General features: G+C 60.1%; 11 protein-coding genes. 1 reads left to right on the top strand and 10 read right to left on the bottom strand.

What is annotated here, in order from left to right:
• Positions 1 to 4: 4 nt before the first annotated feature.
• A complete protein-coding gene (locus ABIA40_RS08490) occupies positions 5 to 5,227 on the top strand; it encodes a DUF4082 domain-containing protein (protein WP_404540534.1) in 5,223 nt (1,740 codons plus the stop codon).
• 112 nt (positions 5,228 to 5,339) lie between these two features.
• On the opposite strand, the gene ABIA40_RS08485 is transcribed toward ABIA40_RS08490, so the two are convergent.
• The 10 genes from ABIA40_RS08485 to ABIA40_RS08440 all read right to left on the bottom strand — a co-directional run bounded on the left by ABIA40_RS08485 (position 5,340) and on the right by ABIA40_RS08440 (position 20,093).
• A complete protein-coding gene (locus ABIA40_RS08485) occupies positions 5,340 to 6,176 on the bottom strand; it encodes a formyl transferase (protein WP_157287849.1) in 837 nt (278 codons plus the stop codon).
• Positions 6,170 to 7,084 (bottom strand): polysaccharide deacetylase family protein, encoded by a 915-nt coding sequence (locus ABIA40_RS08480; protein WP_157287847.1) that lies wholly within the window; start codon positions 7,082 to 7,084, stop codon positions 6,170 to 6,172. Before ABIA40_RS08480 ends, ABIA40_RS08485 begins: the two co-directional genes overlap by 7 nt.
• A 6-nt stretch (positions 7,085 to 7,090) precedes the next feature.
• On the bottom strand, positions 7,091 to 8,164 hold the full coding sequence (locus ABIA40_RS08475) for a glycosyltransferase family 2 protein (protein ID WP_404540530.1): 1,074 nt from the start codon (positions 8,162 to 8,164) through the stop codon (positions 7,091 to 7,093).
• Between the two features lie 361 nt (positions 8,165 to 8,525).
• On the bottom strand, positions 8,526 to 9,329 hold the full coding sequence (locus ABIA40_RS08470) for a hypothetical protein (protein WP_157287843.1): 804 nt from the start codon (positions 9,327 to 9,329) through the stop codon (positions 8,526 to 8,528).
• A gap of 97 nt (positions 9,330 to 9,426) precedes the next feature.
• The gene (locus ABIA40_RS08465) at positions 9,427 to 9,948 is read right to left on the bottom strand and encodes a transglutaminase-like cysteine peptidase (RefSeq protein WP_333919223.1); all 522 of its coding nucleotides are present in this window, start codon (positions 9,946 to 9,948) and stop codon (positions 9,427 to 9,429) included.
• Positions 9,949 to 10,880: 932 nt separating this feature from the next.
• Positions 10,881 to 12,194 carry an HlyD family type I secretion periplasmic adaptor subunit gene (locus ABIA40_RS08460; protein WP_404540526.1) on the bottom strand — a complete coding sequence of 438 codons (1,314 nt, stop codon included), beginning with the start codon at positions 12,192 to 12,194 and terminating at the stop codon, positions 10,881 to 10,883.
• The gene (locus ABIA40_RS08455; protein ID WP_404540523.1) at positions 12,191 to 14,125 is read right to left on the bottom strand and encodes a type I secretion system permease/ATPase; all 1,935 of its coding nucleotides are present in this window, start codon (positions 14,123 to 14,125) and stop codon (positions 12,191 to 12,193) included. The genes ABIA40_RS08460 and ABIA40_RS08455 overlap by 4 nt, the downstream gene beginning before the upstream one ends.
• Before the next feature lie 93 nt (positions 14,126 to 14,218).
• Positions 14,219 to 16,648, bottom strand: a complete 2,430-nt coding sequence (locus ABIA40_RS08450; protein ID WP_404540520.1) for an Ig-like domain-containing protein — start codon at positions 16,646 to 16,648, stop codon at positions 14,219 to 14,221.
• 767 nt (positions 16,649 to 17,415) lie between these two features.
• Positions 17,416 to 18,432 (bottom strand): aldo/keto reductase, encoded by a 1,017-nt coding sequence (locus ABIA40_RS08445; RefSeq protein WP_271540817.1) that lies wholly within the window; start codon positions 18,430 to 18,432, stop codon positions 17,416 to 17,418.
• Positions 18,429 to 20,093 (bottom strand): FAD-dependent oxidoreductase, encoded by a 1,665-nt coding sequence (locus tag ABIA40_RS08440; RefSeq protein ID WP_404540516.1) that lies wholly within the window; start codon positions 20,091 to 20,093, stop codon positions 18,429 to 18,431. The genes ABIA40_RS08445 and ABIA40_RS08440 overlap by 4 nt, the downstream gene beginning before the upstream one ends.
• Between the last annotated feature and the right edge of the window lie 86 nt (positions 20,094 to 20,179).

Here is a 20,179-nt window from a genome sequence, read left to right as displayed (position 1 = left end):
TGACGTGCCGGTGAAGTCCAATAACCGCCCCGGTGTGGTAAGCGTCAGCGGGACGCCGACGCAGAACCAGACCTTGACCGCGACCGTGAGCGATGCGGATGGAGTGCCGGGCACCGTCTCCTATCAGTGGCAGCAGAGTGCGAACGGCAACTCGTGGAGCAACATCAGTGGCGCGACCGCGAGCACGCTCGTCCTCGGGCAGGCTCAGGTCGGCAGCTTCATACGGGCTACCGCCAGCTACACGGACCTCTCGGGCAGCACCGAGGCCCCGGTGAGCACCGCGACCGCCACGACAGTGGCCAACGTCAACGACCCCGGCGCTGTCACGATCAACGGCACCGCGACCCAGAACCAGACCCTGACAGCCAGCGTCACGGACCCCGACGGCGCGCCCGCCAGCATCACCTATCACTGGCAGAGCAGCCCCGACGGCACCACTTGGACGAACCTGGCCGCCACGACCTCGAGCCTCACCCTCGACAGCAGCCTGGTCGGCAAGCGGATCCGCGTGAATGCCACCTACACCGACCTGCTCGGCGCCAGCGAGAATGTGACCAGCGCGGCCACGGCGACGGTTGCCGCTGCGAGTGCCACCACTACGCTGTTCACCACCCAGACGCCTGTCATCACCAATGCCAACGACGGAGTAGGTTATGAGCTGGGGATGCGCTTCACCAGCGACACCTCCGGCTCGATCCAGGCAATCCGGTACTACAGGGCCCCGGGCGAGACGGGCACGCATATCGGCCACATCTGGTCGGCCACCGGCCAGGAGCTGGCGACGGTCACGTTTACCAACGAAGGCGCATCGGGCTGGCAGCAGCAGGCGCTCGCCACGCCGCTGACCATCCAGGCCGGCACGACCTACATCGTCTCCGTCAACATCAACAGCTCCTACGTCTCCACCACGCAGGGCTTCGCCTCACCCATCAGCAATGGCGGCCTGAACGCCCCGGTCGGTGCCGGCGTCTTCGACCTGTCCAAGGGCGCCTTCCCCACCAACGTCTATCAGAATGCAAACTATTTCCGCGACGTCGTGTTCGCTGCGGGCTCGTCACAGCCCAATAACCGCCCCGGTGCGGTAAGCGTCAGCGGGACGCCGACGCAGAACCAGACCTTGACCGCGACCGTGAGCGATGCGGACGGAGTGCCGGGCACCGTCTCCTATCAGTGGCAGCAGAGTGCGAACGGCAGCTCGTGGAGCAACATCAGTGGCGCGACCGCGAGCACGCTAGTCCTCGGGCAGGCCCAGGTCGGCAGCTTCATACGTGTCACCGCCAGCTACACGGACGTCATGGGCAGCACCGAGGCCCCGGTGAGCACCGCGACCGCCACGACAGTGGCCAACGTCAACGACCCCGGCGCTGTCACGATCAACGGCACCGCCGCCCAGAACCAGACCCTGACGGCCAGCGTCACGGACCCCGACGGCGCGCCCGCCAGCATCACCTATCACTGGCAGAGCAGCCCCGACGGCACCACTTGGACGAACCTGGCCGCCACGACCTCGAGCCTCACCCTCGACAGCAGCCTGGTCGGCAAGCGGATCCGCGTGAATGCCACCTACACCGACCTGCTCGGCGCCAGCGAGAATGTGACCAGCGCGGCCACGGCGACGGTTGCCGCTGCGAGTGCCACCACTACGCTGTTCACCACCCAGACGCCTGTCATCACCAATGCCAACGACGGAGTAGGTTATGAGCTGGGGATGCGCTTCACCAGCGACACCTCCGGCTCGATCCAGGCAATCCGGTACTACAGGGCCCCGGGCGAGACGGGCACGCATATCGGCCACATCTGGTCGGCCACCGGCCAGGAGCTGGCGACGGTCACGTTTACCAACGAAGGCGCATCGGGCTGGCAGCAGCAGGCGCTCGCCACGCCGCTGACCATCCAGGCCGGCACGACCTACATCGTCTCCGTCAACATCAACAGCTCCTACGTCTCCACCACGCAGGGCTTCGCCTCACCCATCAGCAATGGTGGCCTGAACGCCCCGGTCGGTGCCGGCGTCTTCGACCTGTCCAAGGGCGCCTTCCCCACCAACGTCTATCAGAATGCAAACTATTTCCGCGACGTCGTGTTCGCTGCGGGCTCGTCACAGCCCAATAACCGCCCCGGTGCGGTAAGCGTCAGCGGGACGCCGACGCAGAACCAGACCTTGACCGCGACCGTGAGCGATGCGGATGGAGTGCCGGGCACCGTCTCCTATCAGTGGCAGCAGAGTGCGAACGGCAACTCGTGGAGCAACATCAGTGGCGCGACCGCGAGCACGCTAGTCCTCGGGCAGGCCCAGGTCGGCAGCTTCATACGTGTCACCGCCAGCTACACGGACCTCTCGGGCAGCACCGAGGCCCCGGTGAGCACCGCGACCGCCACGACAGTGGCCAACGTCAACGACCCCGGCGCTGTCACGATCAACGGCACCGCCGCCCAGAACCAGACCCTGACGGCCAGCGTCACGGACCCCGACGGCGCGCCCGCCAGCATCACCTATCACTGGCAGAGCAGCCCCGACGGCACCACTTGGACGAACCTGGCCGCCACGACCTCGAGCCTCACCCTCGACAGCAGCCTGGTCGGCAAGCGGATCCGCGTGAATGCCACCTACACCGACCTGCTCGGCGCCAGCGAGAATGTGACCAGCGCGGCCACGGCGACGGTTGCCGCTGCGAGTGCCACCACTACGCTGTTCACCACCCAGACGCCTGTCATCACCAATGCCAACGACGGAGTAGGTTATGAGCTGGGGATGCGCTTCACCAGCGACACCTCCGGCTCGATCCAGGCAATCCGGTACTACAGGGCCCCGGGCGAGACGGGCACGCATATCGGCCACATCTGGTCGGCCACCGGCCAGGAGCTGGCGACGGTCACGTTTACCAACGAAGGCGCATCGGGCTGGCAGCAGCAGGCGCTCGCCACGCCGCTGACCATCCAGGCCGGCACGACCTACATCGTCTCCGTCAACATCAACAGCTCCTACGTCTCCACCACGCAGGGCTTCGCCTCACCCATCAGCAATGGCGGCCTGAACGCCCCGGTCGGTGCCGGCGTCTTCGACCTGTCCAAGGGCGCCTTCCCCACCAACGTCTATCAGAATGCAAACTATTTCCGCGACGTCGTGTTCGCCGCGGGCAACGTCATCTCGCTACTTAGCAGTTCCACTGTCTATGTCAGTGAGACGGGAGGGATGGCTACTATCACCGTCGTACGCTCCGGCGACCTCCAATCTCAAGCGACCGTGGAGTACACGACGAACGAAATCGGCACCGGTGGCACAGCTACGGCGGGCCAGGACTTCATCCAGCCCTCGTTTAATGGCCGGTCGAACACCGGTCAGGTCGTCTTCAACCCCGGGGAGAGCACCAAGAGCTTCACTATCCCAATTGTGAACGATCAGCTCACCGAGGGTAACGAGACGTTCGCGGTCGGGCTTCAGAATCCCGGTTCCGGCTCCCTCGGGACCCCGCGCACAGTGCTCGTGACCATCATCGACGACGACTCGCCCGTCGCGATCTCAATGGCGGACGCGGCGATCAGCGTTACCGAGAATACACAGACGGCAACGATTACGCTGCTGCGCAGCGGCAGCACCAGTCAAACAGCTACTGTCGGCTTCACGACAAGCAACGGCAGCGCCCTCGCGGGTTCCGACTACAGCGCCTCGTCAGGCACGGTGACTTTCGCTGCTGGCCAGGTGACCCGGACGATCACGGTCCCGATCATCAACGATGCGACGCCGGAGAATGACGAGACCTTCACGGTCACCTTGAGCAACCCGACCGGCGCCACTCTCGGCGCCGAGACGACGACGACCGTGAAGATCCTGGATAATGACAACCCCGATCTCGGCAATCTGGCGGGTGAGACGTACGTGACGGGACTGGGCCAGGGGTATGCCGGCGGGCCAACGGCGATCGATTGGACTCCAGACGGCCGCTACATGCTGGTTGCCCAGAAGGACGGCGTGGTGCGGGTGGTGGATAACGGAGAACTTCGATCAACTCCGCTGATCGACATTTCGAGCGAGGTAAATGGCGTCAATGATCGCGGACTGCTGGGTATCGCGGTGAACCCGAATTTCGCAACGAACCACTATGTCTACCTGCTCTATACCTACGATCCACCCGAGACGGCGGGCCAGCCCGGCCTTGCCGGCCCCGATCAGGCCGGCAACCGACCTGCTCGCCTGGTGAGGGTCACCGTTGACCCAACCACAATGATTGCCGATCCGGCGAGCGAGGTAGTGCTGGTCGGAAAGAACAGCATCTGGGCCTATACGAGCCGTCCCGACGTAAACAGCACAGGCGATCCGAGCATCGCCCCTTCCGGTATCGTCAACGGCACCACGATCACAGCTCCGGCGAGCCACATCGAGAGTGGATCGCAGGACAACGATCCGGACCGGACCGGCATCCAGAACCAAAACATTCGTGACTATCTGGCGACTGATAGCGATTCGCACGGCGTAGGCGCTGTTCATTTCGGCCCGGACGGCTATCTCTACCTCACCGTCGGCGATGGCGTGTCGTACAACTTCGTCGACCCCCGGGGAGTGCGCGTCCAAGACATCCACAATCTATCGGGCAAGTTGTTGCGGATCGATCCCGTTACAGGTGAGGGAGTGCCCGGCAATCCGTTCTATCAGGCAAGCGATCCAAACAGCAATGCGTCGAAGGTGTTCTACTACGGTGTTCGCAACGCGTACCGCTTCAGCTTCGATCCAGTTACCAATCTTCCCGTGCTCGGAGATGTGGGCTGGAACAGCTGGGAAGAGCTGAATACGGGGCCAGCCGGCTCGAACTTCGGATGGCCCTATCTCGAAGGCCCCGACAGGACCGGCAGCTACCAAAATCTCGCGCAGGCGATCACCTTCTATAACAATGGCAATCGGAACAATACGTCAGACCCGCCCGCCGTATTTCCGATCCTGTCTCTAAGCCACGGGGCTCCCGACAATGCCCACGTGATTACCGCGGGAGATTTCTACAATCAGAACACCATTTTTTTCGACGATGTCCAAAACGGAACGATCTTCGCTGCGACCTTGAACGCAAGCCGGCAGGTCACCAGCGTCCAGTTGGTGGACAACGTACAAGGCATCGTCGACATGCAGAAGGGTCCCGATGGCTGGATGTACGGGGCCAATTTGATTGATGGCACTATCCGACGTTGGGTCGACCCCTCAGCGGTTACGGCGCTGGGGCTCGCAGCGTCGTCCTAGTAGACGCCGGTCACGGCTTTCGTTCATCGATGACGATCTGCTGGGGCGGCTAGTCGGCGCCGCCCTCAACGACGACTTCGGCCGGTAAGGCGAGTTTTTGCACGATCGCCCGTCAGCGAACTGCCCTGTCGTTTTGACCAATGATCGAGGTTTCGGCGATGGACCTCAGACGGGCGAGCCGGCATCGCGCCACCAATTCCGGACCAATGGTTAAATCGGCTCCACGGTACTCGCGCCCAAGATTGAGATCTTGCGAAACTCCGCTCAAGGTGCCCGCCACATAGCGTTGAACCACTCGTACATACGCTTCGGCACCGACCATCACGGCTCGGCCAAAAATCGTATGCAAGTCGTCCCCTGGTTCGTATCTCGAATGCACTGTCTCAAAGATCGGCCCGCTGTCGACACCGGACGTGCATTCATGAATGGTCGCACCGAGCATGTCCAACTCGTCGTTGACTACAGGCCAAAAGCTGCACGCGGTTCCGCGATACTGGGGGCTAATACCTGTATGCAGGTTGACACACATATCGCTTGCAGAGTCGAGGACCGCATTCTTCACGACCGACGTGCCGTAAATAAGAATCGCATCGGGGCGCCTCTGCCGCAGGACTTCCAAGCTTTCGGCGCCGTTTATGCCTTCGACATAGTCGATTCGATCAGATGCATAGAATGCTTGAGCCTTTTGCCCCAACAGACTTTCAAGTGACCGAGTTCGGGCCTCATCGTCTCGAATCAACTTGAGAAACACAGCACGGGTTGCTTTTCCTAAGAAGTGCACTAACCCTTTCCGTACGGCGCGCCGCAGTCTTGTCCTCCGTGTCGACCGGTCCACAATGATGCGGTCAATGGAGAGTCCAGCGCAAAGCATGTTTGCGACATAGCGATGTTCTGGGCCATCCCGCGTCAGAATCACTATTCTCTTTTGTTCGGGCTGCGCAGCTACCATAGCCAATCTCTCGCACACCGCAGTACAGGCATAATCCGGAGCTTGAAGGGAATCTCTTCTGGCGCGGCGTTCCCCAGGCTAATCCGATAGAAAATGTCAGCCGCCGGTTTAAAGCGGTTGCTTTTCGCATGCACCAGAAAGATCGCCTTGTGATTACGCCGTGCGGCGCGCAGCGCACCTTCGGTCGCGTCCAATGCATTCCCATAAGGAATACTTAGGCATTGAACCGTTTGTCCGGATAATTTCTCCAGAAGCTCTCGGCTTTGCACGATCTCGGTCTCCAACTCGCTCGATGAAAGCGAACGGAAGAACGTGTGGCTCATCGAGTGGTTTCCTACTTCAATCCCTAAGCTCGCAAACCGCTTGATGTCGGTGATATCAAGAAAGAGCTTCGATGTACGCCGGAGCTCCAATTCGTTGGTGCCCATTGCGGTACACAGCTGCTGCTTCGCCTCCGCAATTTGCGCCTGAGTCCATTTTGAAATCACGTTGGCGATGAGCCTAGAGACTGATGTTGTTCCGGTTTCGTTGATGTTCAGGAGAGCTATCAGTTGCTGTTTACCGAGCACCACCGCTGCCAACGAAAGGATGTTATCCACTGGCAATCTGCTTCCGAGCAACGTTGTCGGATTGACGAAGAACAGCGAAGGTGCGTTTGCCGCTTTCAAGACAGTACTTGCGGTATCGAGGACCGAGCGATATGCGTCATCGAAGGTGATCAGCAAAGGTTTACGCGGCAGAGCGCCGCTTACAAGGTCCGATCCGCTCACCACGTCAAAATGACGCACGAAATACTTGACGTGCTTCTCAAAAACCTCTGGCCTTGTAACAACTCCAAGCTTGCTGGTTAACGGGTCTTCATAGTCCGCGATATGATGATAGACCACAATGGTAACGTCGCGCCGCATCGGTGGCTATCCCTGGCGCGAGCGGGATAACGCGTCCCCTGACGGACGTTCCACAGCAGCTATCTCCTCTGACAGGTTGTTGCGCGGATTGCCGCGCGCGCTCCTCACGCCGACATTGCTCCAGCCATTCACCCAGCGTTGACGATGCTGCCAGACATAGCGCCAGTTTCGCGCCTTTTCACGCAAATCACTTCTGCCGGAGACTAGGCCGGCCGTTCCGTACGCAAGCAAGCGCAGGAGGGGAAGCATCATGTACAGTGACTTGCCTGCGAGAATCGTCGCAGCGGAATTGTGACGCCGCAGCAGCGTGATCCGGCCGGCAAGGACCTTGATGCGTTGCTCTGCTTGATCGGGCTCGGAAGACTGGCCGTAGTGAATGATGGTAGCTGCAGGCGTGATGGTCGGGGATGCACCAAGCTTGCGCGCCCGGCGGCACAAGTCCGCTTCTTCACCGTACATGAAAAACTCGGGGTCAAAGCCGTCAAGTTGCTTCCAAAGTTCGCGGTCTATGAGAAGAAAGCAGCCCGTGACAATGTCGACTGCACGAATGCTGTCACGCTTCCAACCACCGTATCCTTCGGGATTGAAAACCGCGCTGCTGCGCTTCAAGCTGGTCAGACCAGTAGTAAAACAGAAGATGCTCCATAAGGTGGCATCTCCCCAACAGGAGCCAGGATTCAAGCGGCCGTCAGACAGCACGGTGCGCCCGCCCCAGATCCCAAAGCGCGGATTCGCGTCGGCGAACTCGTGCAGATGATCGATTGCGTGATTCAAGATCAGGGTGTCCGGGTTGAGCAACAGAAACCGGCGCCCCCGCGCCCGCATCGCGGCGATGTTGTTGGCGCCGGCAAACCCAAGATTTTCTTGCGACGCGATGAGCTCGAGTTGAGGGAAGCTTGCGCGAATGGCTTCCGGAGATCCGTCTGTTGAAGCGTTATCGAAAACGATGACTTCGTAGAGTACCGTCGTTGTTTGTGCCAAGACAGATCGAATACATTCGAGCGTCATGGTGCGCGTGTTGTAGCTCACGATGATGATCGAAATGTCGGGCTCAGCGGCTCGATAAATGGCATCCGGCATGGGATTCAGTCTCGTGCGATACGTCAGGACCCACTCCCGCTCAATGTTCGACCGAACCCATCTTCGACAACCAACTTGCTCGAGCGCGACTTGTCAGCTCGTCCTTCCGAAGGTCGCCAACGCCGCGCGCTACCCCGGATCGCGTACCATTTTACCACGCGCCTCCACTCCAAATCCCAGCTCAAATGGAAACGACAGCTCTCCGTCTTCTGTAAGGCATAACCTACCGGAGCTCACGAATTAAACATTTATATTATTAAATTGGTTTAATTTGCAAGCTGATATTTCATAACGAGCGACCTTAATCCGAGGATGCAAGCCGCGAGCGTCCAAAAGCGCGGGGGCCTGGCAGGAAAATGGATCAGCGGATCCGAGGCTGAGGAAGCAAACTGCCCGGGACGAGCCGGCCATTTACGATGGTTGCACTCCTGACGTTCTCCCATTTGGTGATCGTCATCGTTCCGCCGCCCGCATTGTTGATCAGAAATGCGCCGTATAGGAACGGGCCAACGAAATACACATCCTTCAGGGAGACGGCGACGTTCATGCCATCGGGATGCATTCGCAACCCATACGGTCCACCCCAGAACAAGACGTTCTCAAAGCTAACTGAGCCCCCTAGTCCATCAGCATAGAAGAATCCGGCCGTTGCATTGGTGTTGTTATAGGTCTTGAATGTTGTATTGCGAACCGTGATGGTGTTGGTTTTGCCAGGATCATAACACTGAAGCCCGTCTGCGTGATCGCCCGGCAGACCTTTGGTCTCGATGTAAACGCCATCAATCTTGATGCCGCCAGCACCGTCGGTGCCAATACACCGGAATCCCTCGTTGGATCGAATCCGCGAATTTTTCAGAGTGCAATCGCCGCAAACGACCGAGCTTCCATCGTTGTTGTGATCCCAGGAACGATGCTCGACGACTTCACCGTTGCTGAAGAACTTCCCGTAACGGGTGTATGGCTCGGAGGCATTTCCAGCAAAGCGGGCGTCATCAAATGAGAGTGGAGGAGTCGACGCCGGAGCAGGAAAAGGCGAAGGCGAGGAGGCAGGACCTGGCGCTTGGCTGGTGGAAAGTGATTGATCCGCCAGTGCGGAACCGGCGTAACACAAGCCGGCGATTATCTGCGCCCAGCCAAAGCCTCGCCAACGCGTTACTTTCTTCACGGATTTCCCCTTCAAACGATTGCGACCATGCGGATTGCGCGTGCCACAGACCGCAGGCGATCTTAACCAGAGACATTTCATTGAATGGCTGTCGGGCTCACGCTCCCTTCCCGTCGGTTCTCGCCCAAAGAATGTGCCGTGGCATTTGCACCCGAACCCAGCGATAGCGAACTTGCGACCATGGTTTGATTTCGGGTGAGAGATTGTCGAGGACGAAATCGCCATTTCGCGTGCGCACGAGAAGCACGAGGTGGTGCTCTCCAGAACTGACGACGACTTCGCTCAATAGCAGGACTCGCGCAGGCCAGCCGCGCCGAAGCAATTCGTGGCGCTTGCTCACCGCGTAGTCATTGCAATCGCCGTGCTTGGGGTTGATGACCCATTCCTCGCCGGCAAGGCCGAGCTCGTTGCGCGCCGGCACGATGGCGAGATTGACCGCGCGATTGACCTCCTGCAGAGCCGCCCAGCGGTCCTCGGTCAGCCGGATCGGCCCGCCGCGGAACGAGCGCGGCGGAGGACATTCCGCCTCGTAGCGCAGGCAGAACACGGTGTACGCAAGGGGCGGCAGCGTCGGGTTTCCCAGTTCGATGTGCTGCACTGCCCGCGGCGTCGCCGGCAAAGACAGGCGCCCAGCTCCTGCCCATTGAACTCCTCCGAGCATGATAGCGACCGCCACGACGGAGCCGAAGGTTCGATACATCTGCCGATCCCCTCGCAAACGCAAGACTGAGGCTCGGATCCGCTGGCAGGGCTGACATTGTCAGCCCCGCGGCAACCACATTTCTTCTTTAATTTATTTAATTTAATTGTCAATTAAATATAACGGTCGAGCCACAATAATCCGTTTTGCGCATTATCCAATACGGCCACACCAGATCCCCCGCAGACGCATGCCGTTGCGGGCGCATCGCCGGCCGCTATGAGTTGCTCGGCTGCGCTCAGAATTAAGGCGACAATTTAACGATTCCGACGAATTAATCGTTGATTCAATGCGCCCCTCGGCAGATCGTATTCCGAACGACCCTCCCCCCCTCACAATCGAGATTGCGCGCGCATGCCGGAAGAACTGCTCGTCATTCTGGGGGCTGAAGCCATCCTGCTTGTCTTCGTCACAGCGATGACTCTGCACAGCAAACGAATGGATGTGCTGAGCGGGCTGCACCGCCGGGCGGTTAGCAGGTCCGCCGGCCGACACAGCAAGCCTGCGCCATACTCGGTCCGTGCGCGCGCAGGGGCTTTGCTGCCGCCGCTGACGACGTGGGTCGGTACTGCCAGGCTCACCCCAGCCAATCTCTCGCGGCTGCTCAGACACGCCCAATCAAGCCTGACGAAGGTGCGAAAACTGTCCACCCTCGTGGCTCGTTCCTGGCGGCCAGAGGCCCCTCAAGCCACGCCGTCCACCTCCAGGCGCATTGCACGGGCTCGTCGTCAGCTCGGTGCTCGTTGATGCGGCCAACGCATCACCTTTTTTGATCGCGACCTCGGTGGTCGCTGATCTGCAGCCCCGAGTGCGCGTGCACTCGGGGCTGTGTCATTTCACCCAGCAAGGGCTCAGCGCTCTTTGAATGCGCGCTGCGCCTGATCGTGTAGCGGCTTGAGCAGGTAGGACAGCGCGGTCCGCCCTGCCGTCTTGATGAAGACCTCGACGGGCATGCCGGGCAGCAACTTGGCCGAGCCGAGCTTCGCCAGCTCTTCCGTCTTCAGCAAGACGCGGCCTGTGTAGTAACTCGTGCCGGCACGCTGATCCTGCGTGATGTCTGCCGAGACCATGCTGACCTCGCCGTCGATTTCGGGCGTGGTCTTCTGGTTGAATGCTGCGAAGCGCATTGTCGCGGTCTGCCCCACGTAGACCTGGTCGATATCCTTCGGTGCGATCTTGACTTCGACCGCGAGCGAGTCCGCGTCAGGGACAATCAGCATGATTTGCTCGCCCGGAGAGATCACCCCCCCGACCGTATGGACGCTGAGCTCGTGGACCCGACCGGATTGTGGCGCCCGGATATCGACCCGATTCAACTGATCCACCGCCGCAGTCTTGCGCTCGCCCAGCTCGGAGAGTTTCGAGCGGGTTTCGATCAAGTCCTTGCCGACCTCGGTTCGGAGGTCCTGGTCGATCTGAATGATCTGGAGTCCGATTTCGGAGATCTTGCCCTTCGACTGAGCGATCATTCCTGCGAGCTGGCTGCGCTCGCCCTCGATGCGGGCGGAATCGCGCTCGAGGGAATTGAGCCGGGTGATCGGCACCAGGTTCTTCTGCCAGAGGCTGCGCACGCCCTCCAGCTCCTGTCGGATGAATTCCACTTCCTTCTGCTTGGCCTCCGTCTGCCCCATATAGCCCTTGATTTCGTTCTCCAACTGCGCACTCTTCTCCTGCAACTGCGCTTTTTGGCCGCTCCTCGCCTGACGACGCAGATCGAACAGCTTCCGCTCCGCGGCGATTGCACGGCTCGCCTCGGAGTTGCTTTCTTTGGCCCGGTCGAGCAGTACCTTTGGAAACACGACCTGCTCGGCACTATCGCGCTCGGCCTCGAGACGGGCCTGCCGCGCCAGCAGTTCGTCAATGCTATTCGTGACGATCGTTGCATTCGCGAGCGTCTGCGTCTCGTCGAGGCGGATCAGGATGTCGCCTGCATTCACCCGATCGCCCTGGCGCACGCGCAACTCTCCGACGATTCCACCCGTGGCGTGCTGGACCTTCTTGACGCTCGAATCCACCACGACCACGCCCTGCGCGATCACCGCGCCCGACAACTGGGAAGTCGTCGCCCAGCCGCCGACCCCAAAGGTCACCATAGCGAACATGATCATTCCGACGATCATGTAACGTTGGATGGACTGCAACGCCGGCGTTACCTGACCGTTCATCGGCCGCCTCCTTGAGCTTCCGCGACGACCTTCAGCGGCACCGGATTCCGCAGCACCCTCTTGAGAACCTCCTCTCGCTTGCCGAAGGACTGAACTCTGCCTTCGCCGAGGCACAATACGTGGTCCACACCTTCCAGCGCCTTCGGCCGATGAGCGACAACGGCCACAATCCCTCCGCGGCGTCGCACGTTCAGGATCGCCTCGGTCAGGGCCTCCTCGCCCTCCGCATCGAGATTGGAAGAGGGTTCGTCAAGCACGACCAGGAAGGGTTTGCCGTAAAAGGCGCGCGCAAGCCCGATACGCTGCCGCTGCCCCGCCGACAGCGCCAGCCCTCCCTCGCCGATCTTCGTGCTGTACCCGTCCGGCAGTGAGAGCACGAGGTCATGCGCGCCCGCGGCACGGGCGGCTTCCAGAACAGCGGCGGCGGTTGCGTCCGGGTCGAAGCGTGCAATGTTCATCGCAATGCTGCCGTCGAACAATTCTACGTCCTGGGGCAGATAACCGATGTGCTTGCCGAGGTCGTCCGAAGACCAGTGATCGAGGGCGGCGTTGTCGAGCCGGATCCTGCCTCGAATGCACGGCCACACCCCAACCAGCGCACGCGCCAGCGTCGACTTGCCGGATCCGCTCGGACCGATGATTCCGACCGCCTGCCCACTCCGCAGCTGGAATGACACGTCGCTGAGAGTGGGTCTTTCGGAGTTCGGAGCACCGATATAGAGGTTCTCGGCGCTAAGGGTTTCAACAGGCGCAGGCAATGCCAACCGCTCCTCCTCCTGAGGGAGAAGTTTCAGCAAGTAATCGAGCCGTTGTCCCGATTGGCGCGCCGCGACGAACCCCTTCCAGTTCGCAATTGCCATTTCGACAGGCGCAAGGGCCCTCGCGGTGAGGATCGATCCGGCAATGATGATGCCGGCCGTCGATTCCTGGTTGATGACGAGGACGGCGCCAACGGCAAGAACCAGCGATTGCAAGATCGCGCGGAAAATCTTCGAGGCACCACCGAGTCCGTTTGCGACATCGCTGGCCCGTTCATGGGCTGCGAGGTACTTTGCGTTGGCATCCTGCCAACGCAAAGCCGCTTGTTGCCGCATACCCATGGCCTGCAGAACTTCGGCATTGCGCCGTCCCTCGAGCGCGAGGGCCGTTCGCGAAATGGCAAGACGCGAGCTCGCCTTTGCCGGACCTCGGGTACGCGTTTCCGTGAGCATCGTAATGCCGACCAGCACCAACGCACCAGCCAGCGCAGTGATGCCAATCCAGAAGTGAAAGAGGAAGCAGACGCCGAGATAGATCGGCATCCAGGGCAGATCGAAGAGCGCCGTCGGCCCTCCGCTCGACAGGAAGCTGCGGACCTGATCGAGGTCCCGTACCGGCTGCAGGCCGTCGCCATCCGCTCTGGTCTTCAAAGGCAGGCGAACAAGAGCGTCGAAGATGCGAACCCCGAGACTTTCATCGAAATACCGGCCCACCCGGGCGCTGATCCTGCTCCTGACGAAGTCGAGCCCGCCCTGAAACAGGTAGAGCACCGTTGCCAGAGCCAACAGAGCGACAAGAGTCGGTATACTGCGTCCGGGCAGCACCCGATCATAGACTTGCAGCATGAAGAACGAGCCGGTGAGCATGAGAAGGTTGCTCATGCCGCTGAATGCCGCTAGCGCCCAGAAAATCCGGCGGCAAGACCGCAGGAACGCCGACAACTCTGACTGCGACTCGTCATAGTGATCCACTGGCCGGGGTCGACCAGCGAATATCCGTTGCCGCAGCACTTCGATCAGGCCCTTTGCCCAGCCGATCAGTTGCGGCGCCTGCAGTTGAGCGTTTTCCGCCCACTGCCGTCCGGCTGACCAGAGTCCTGATATGTGAAGAAATGGAATTCGATAGAGATTTGCGGGCGGGGGGAATACCCCCCGCCGTCCAAAGTCAATCATGGCTTCTGCCCCTGAAACGCGCCTTTGTCGGAAGATCCCTCAAGAGATCCCCCAAGGCAGTTGTTGAAGATTGCTTTCTGTGGATGCCGTCCCCTACGCGAAGTGGAAGTCGTTGCTGGTCAACGAGCCGAGCTTGGCGTTCTTCAGCGTGAGCGTATCGCTCCCCGTCGCGATCACGACATCGGTGCCGGACTGGGTCGCGTGGGAAAGAACGCTGGCAAAACTGTCGAACACACTCTTGCTGAACTCGATCGTGTCGTGAGCAGGTCCGCGGGCAACGAAGCCCTTGATGACGTCGTTGCCGAAGTTCGCGCCAAACACGAAAGTATCGGCCTGGCTGCTGCCAACGAAGGTGTCATCGCCGGAAGTGCTGGTCAGGGTCGTGTTGCCCGGCGAAGCGATGAACGTACTGCCCGCAATAGCCGCGTTGCTACCGGTTGCAGTGGATGACGTAGCTACGCTGGACGTACCGATCTGCCCGTCACTGTTCAGGTCCTGATGGAAGCTGGTCTCCAGCGTCTTGAGGCCAGAGTCCGTACCCGACACCGAGCCACCGTCCGTGGAGCCGGTCAGGGAGCTGACATGAGACACGTAGTTGCCGTTATTGTCGGTATTCCACGCCGTGTACTGACCGGTGCTCGTCTCCTTCCAGGCAACTTGATAGCCCGTCGCCGTCTTCTCCGCGCCAATGGGAGTCCAGGTGCCATCGGACCCGCCCACGAAATCCACGCCGTTATCCTTTAGCGTCGGGCCAGTGCCGGTGCTGCCGTTGAGGTAGTATTTTCCGCCACTCTCAACGAGACTTGTCACACCAGCCGATTCGACGACCTTGCCAGTCGTCGGGGTTGGCGACGTCGGGATGGTCGCAGTGGAAGTACCTACCTGCCCGTCACCGTTCAGATCCTGATGGAAGCTCGTCTCGAGCGACTTAAGGCCAGAGTCAGTACCCGACACCGAGCCACCGTCTGTGGAGCCGGTCAGGGAGCTGACATGGGACACGTAGTTGCCGTTATTGTCGGTGTTCCACGCCGTGTACTGACCCGTGCTCGTCTCCTTCCACGCAACCACATAGCCCGTCGCCGTCTTCTCCGCACCGATGGGAGTCCAGGTGCCATCCGACCCTTTCACAAACTGCACACCGTTGTCCTTCAGCGTGGGGCCCGATCCGGTGCTGCCATTGAGGTAATATTTGCCGCCGCTCTCAACGAGAGTTGTCGCGCCAGCTGACTCGACCACCGTGCCGGCAGTCGGCGACGTCGGTGACGTCGGCGAGGTCGGTGTGGCTGGCGCCGAGGTGCCGGTGATGCTGGCGGTGAACGCAGTGGACGCCGGGCCGGTATTGCCTGCTGCATCCGTTGCCGTCGCGGTAAGGCTGTGCGAACCGGCCGCAAGGGCGCTGGTTGTATAGCTCCACCCGCCGGTGCTGTTGGCAGTCGCGGTCCCGATCTGGGTCGTGCCGTCGAACACCTTCACGACGCTGCTCGCTTCGGCACTGCCCGACATCACCACCTGATTGGCGGTGTTCACGGTATGGCTGGCAATGGTCGGCGCAGTCGGAGCCTTGGTATCGACAGTGATTGCCAACGCAGACGACGCCGCGCTGGTCTGACCCGACGAGCTGGTCGCCGTTGCGGTCAGCGTATGTTTGGCGTCGGTCAGGACCTTGGTGATGTAGTCCCAACTGCCGCTCGAGTCCGTAGTCGTCGAACCAATTTGGGTCGTACCGTCGTAGATCTTGACCGTGCTGCCGGCAGCCGCGGTGCCCTTGAGCTCGATGGTATTGTCGTTGGTAATCTTGTCGCCAGCGGTGCCGCTGTCGGTCGAGAACGACGCGATAGTCGGAGCATCCGGCGCGGTCGGCGTGCTGGGTGCGGTCGGTCCTTCTACCGGAAGGGGAGGCGGGATAAGATCGCCGGGGATGAGTTGACCGTCCACGATCGTGGCGTAACGAACATTCTCCCATTGCGTGATGTGTATGTTCGCATTGACCTCCTCCAACCAGAGCGCGCCATACGCAAATGGCCCCACAAAATACACGTCCTTGAGGGCGAGGTAGTCATCGTGACCGGCTCCTGCGTCCGCGGCAATGCGCAGACCAAATGGGCCACCGTCGAACACCACGTTATTGAAAGTGAACGTTCCGCTATAACCATCTGCGATGAACAGCCCAGCAGTGGCATTCTGGTCGTGCGATACAATCGTCGAGTTTGTAATGGTCAGATTCCCGGTGGCGCCGGGAGCATAGGCCTGAATTCCGTCGGCGTGATCGCCCGACAGTCCCGTTGTCTCGATGTACGAATTGTTGATGGTGACATCACCGCTGCCCCCAATGCGCACGCCTTCCCTTGAAGAAATACGGACGTCGTCGATGGTGAACGAGCCGCTCCCTCCGACGGCGACAGTGTCGCTCTGGTCGGAAATGCTCACACCCGAAATCGTCTCTCCATCTTGAAGCCAGACCGTCCCCGAATTGGTCTGGTCGCTAAACATCGGATCATTCCATGTCAGAGGAATGGATGCCATCTAGTTTTCTCCTGTTAATTTCAATCTAGTTTGCCCCTGGTACGCGCCCAATTGTTTCCCCAAGCGACGCGACCCCAAGTGCGACTCTGCTGGCGCAGCGCCGTTGGAGTGCGTCTTCCCGGCGGGTGGAGGCTTTTTTGCGACGACACGACGGCTCACCCAAGGTAATTTCCTGAGCTACCCTAGACACATTCGCATCGCGCGAATTAAATGCCGGAAATTTCTTCAGTCCGATCAACCACTCGTGCACCGCATTGAACGAGTGCCACACGGAGCGATCGAAGATATACAAAAGTATGCCGGAATCGATGTTACGCCTTCGCCACTCGACAACAGCTTACTAGGAGCGTCGTCGACGGCGCCACAGCAGAAAACCAATTAAATAGTTCGATCCACAAGATTATCTGCCGCTAAATGCGACATAACTTTTGTCTCGGACAATCAAGAGAGCGACCGTTCAGCAAGGGCATTTGAGCACACATCGCGCTGCGAACAATCCGAACCGTATGGCACGATTCAGGTAATGGCCCATCCAGCGCCATCCGCAAAGCGCCAAGCAAAGCGAATGCCGTTGCGGACACACCACTCAGATCGAGAGTTACGAGCGCGCGCCGATTATCCTGATCGTTGATGTCCCCGAGCCCAGCACACAACCACCTGCTGCCCCGGCAAAGTCGCAACGCGCGGACGTTCGATCAGGTCCCGCCGGCGACTACCGTCGCGTCCGACTGATGCAAAGTCAGGCCACTGTCGCCGGTCTGCACCGATCAGAAGCTCAGATCTCGGAAGCTCGCGTCAAGGAACTCGGCAACGTGCTTTCTCGCCAATAATGCGTTCAAGCCCGCGATCTGCTTCTCATCGATAGCTCGACTGCTGACAGATTTCACGTTTGCCACAACATTCGACGGATTGGACGAGAAAAAGATGACGATCCCGTTTTGATTTGCATTCAGCGCATGAGCCAGCAGTAGATGAGCCAGTTCTGTCGAATCGCGTGGATCTACCTGCGTCAGCGAACGCCATTCAGCTGCAATCCGCTCATCGGACAACAATCTATCGAGCAGTACTTTAAATCGGCTGGTAAGGGACGAATGCGTAATCACGAGGCGGTTGGTTGCCGGAACTTTCCTAACGTTCATATTCCAGATGGCACTTGGAATCTGCACAACGTCGAACAGGGCTGCATTCCTTTGGAGGATGGACATCGTCTCCTCCATGCCTGTCGCTATGCCAACGGCGCGAACCTTCCCTTCACGCTTAAGATCATCGAGAAAACGGATCAGGTCCGTTTCCTCTATGTCGGCAGCGCTGCACTCGTGCAGGAGTAGAATATCGAGATAATCTGTACGCAATTCCTTGAGACTGGTCTCGACACTTTTTCGGAACTCCACGAGACCAAAGGCTCCGAAACGCGGCAGATAGTTGGACGGCACAGGCAGGTAATTCTTTGAACTTGGTGCGACATTGTGCAGAAGCCGAATGCTGCGACCCATTGCGCGGACATGAAGTGCGCGACTTTGTGGGACAATGCCCGCCTTGCTTGCCAGAACCAGGCGCTGCCGCTTTCGCGCCGCCAACTCTCCCAGAATGCTCTCTGCGCGACCGGCACCGTACATTCGCGCAGTATCAAAATATGTGACCCCACAATCCATGGCTGCTTCGAGCAACTTAAGAGCCTCACGGCGGGTTCGTCGCTTGCTCAACAGTGCGCCGGATCCAAAACCTAGGGGAAGCATGTTTCGCGGAAGGATTTCTCGAAACGGCGCGGCAGCAGCAACCGTCATGACGCGCCTCCGGCTAGGCCGAATGCAGCTTCTCGCTTTGGTTGGGCGACGGTGCCCACCGCGTGATGGCATGCGCGCGCGGTTAGAGCGAGAATGGTCAACGTGGGATTTTGCGTGCCCTGGGACGGGAAACAGGCGCCATCCGTAACGTACAATCCCTGTGCGTCCCAGCACTGGTTGTTTGGATCGAGCACGGAGGTCGCGGGGTCGACACCCATCCGGGCGGTCCCGCATTCATGAATCGCGGAGCCAGGCGGGGCCGGCCGTTCATTGACGCGGCTCAACGTCACGCCAGCTGTTGCGGCGATCTCGCGTATGGCAGCTGCCTGATCGCGGGCACGCGCCAAGTCTGCTTCGCTATAGCGGCAGTCGATATGCAATACGGGGATTCCCCATATATCCCGTCGCGTAGGATGTAGCGTTACTCGGTTTTCGGCACGAGGAAGCATTTCACCGAAGCTAACCGCGGTAAAATGGGAGCGCCCGTGCCCTCCTGGAAATTGATACAACTGCACGCCAAAACCTCGCCCGCCGAGGGGCGCGGGCCTGTCGCGCGCATCGAAGCGTGGAAGGTAAATCGCGCATCCATCTTCGAGCACTGGACTAGGCTTCAGCGATGCCCCCCCACCCCACCCAGTTACGACAATATGGTCCATCAAGTAGCGCCCCAGCGCGTCAGATCCTGCACCTAGCCCCTGGTCCCCTTTGGATGAACGTGAAAGCAAGAGTATTCGGGTCGACTCTAACGAGGACGCGCACAGAAAGACCAACGGAGCGGAAGCCCGTACGTCGGCTCCACTTTGCTGATCGAACCAGACTACGCCGCGTACGCGACCTGATCGATCAACATCGATTTGCCGTACGACTGCGCCCTCACGGCATCGAAGGCGCCCTGTAAGAGCAGCAGTTTCCAAGGCATCCAGCGGTGCCGCAAAGCGCGTGAGCATCGGCCGCGAGTGAGGCCACCGTGCGCGAATCGCTGCCATCAGCGCGAACTGATTCAGTGAAGGGGCAAGTTCTCGCGAGAGGTGACTGTCAGGCTGCCATGGTACGCCATCCATGGCACCGGCAAGCGCTAGCCGTCGCTCGACCATCGAATACCAGGGGTCCAACTCACCCGGCTCTAGCGGCCAAGGCTCGCTCAATCCATCGCACGGCGTAAGGTCGGAGGAGTTCAGCCGATAGTATTGCCGGCCGTGCCCTGGAAGGCCCACGCGTCCGCCGAGCGTTCGCGCGCGTATCCAGACAAAAGGTTGGTTCCGTGGCGTCACGTAAGGCAGGTCATGATCGTCTACAAACGAGTCCGGTGCTCGGCCCCAGATGCTGCAGCGAGATTGGACGGGCTGGCGCAACATGCCGAGGCCTCTCAAGGCCATCTTGCCAAAGGGAACGACCGCAGGAGGGAGCAAGCGAAGTGTCGCAGGGTCCGCGAGCCTACGGCTCACGCTGGCTATGGCTCGGCGCATCCCGGTCGTTCGCGGCGAATTCTGCCACCCGGCCTCGAGCACGAGCACGCGCAGGCCAGCCTCGGCGAGTAAGAGCGCCGCCAATCCTCCGGCGGCTCCCCCGCCGATCACGATCGCATCCTGCGCTCCGGCGCGCTGCAACTCCTCAATCGTCGTGGTACCTAATACACCTGAAAGCGCCGGCCCGATCTGCATAACAACTCCCTTCAGGCGAAAATTGGTCGAGGGCTAGCATGCCAAACGGATAGCGATGGGCCACCAGCTGTAAGCAGCGATTTAAG

Source organism: Bradyrhizobium sp. USDA 223 (genome assembly GCF_044909005.1).
GTDB classification, from domain to species: domain Bacteria; phylum Pseudomonadota; class Alphaproteobacteria; order Rhizobiales; family Xanthobacteraceae; genus Bradyrhizobium; species Bradyrhizobium yuanmingense.
This window is presented reverse-complemented; position numbering and strand designations above follow the sequence as displayed.

Excerpts from the sequence above, each read along its gene's own strand:
- ABIA40_RS08475 (WP_404540530.1), bottom strand. The coding sequence starts at position 8,164 with ATGCCGGATGCCATTTATCGAGCCGCTGAGCCCGACATTTCGATCATC.
- ABIA40_RS08450 (WP_404540520.1), bottom strand. The coding sequence starts at position 16,648 with ATGGCATCCATTCCTCTGACATGGAATGATCCGATGTTTAGCGACCAG.
- ABIA40_RS08485 (WP_157287849.1), bottom strand. The coding sequence starts at position 6,176 with ATGGTAGCTGCGCAGCCCGAACAAAAGAGAATAGTGATTCTGACGCGG.
- ABIA40_RS08440 (WP_404540516.1), bottom strand. The coding sequence starts at position 20,093 with ATGCAGATCGGGCCGGCGCTTTCAGGTGTATTAGGTACCACGACGATT.
- ABIA40_RS08460 (WP_404540526.1), bottom strand. The coding sequence starts at position 12,194 with ATGAACGGTCAGGTAACGCCGGCGTTGCAGTCCATCCAACGTTACATG.
- ABIA40_RS08480 (WP_157287847.1), bottom strand. The coding sequence starts at position 7,084 with ATGCGGCGCGACGTTACCATTGTGGTCTATCATCATATCGCGGACTAT.
- ABIA40_RS08455 (WP_404540523.1), bottom strand. The coding sequence starts at position 14,125 with ATGATTGACTTTGGACGGCGGGGGGTATTCCCCCCGCCCGCAAATCTC.
- ABIA40_RS08445 (WP_271540817.1), bottom strand. The coding sequence starts at position 18,432 with ATGACGGTTGCTGCTGCCGCGCCGTTTCGAGAAATCCTTCCGCGAAAC.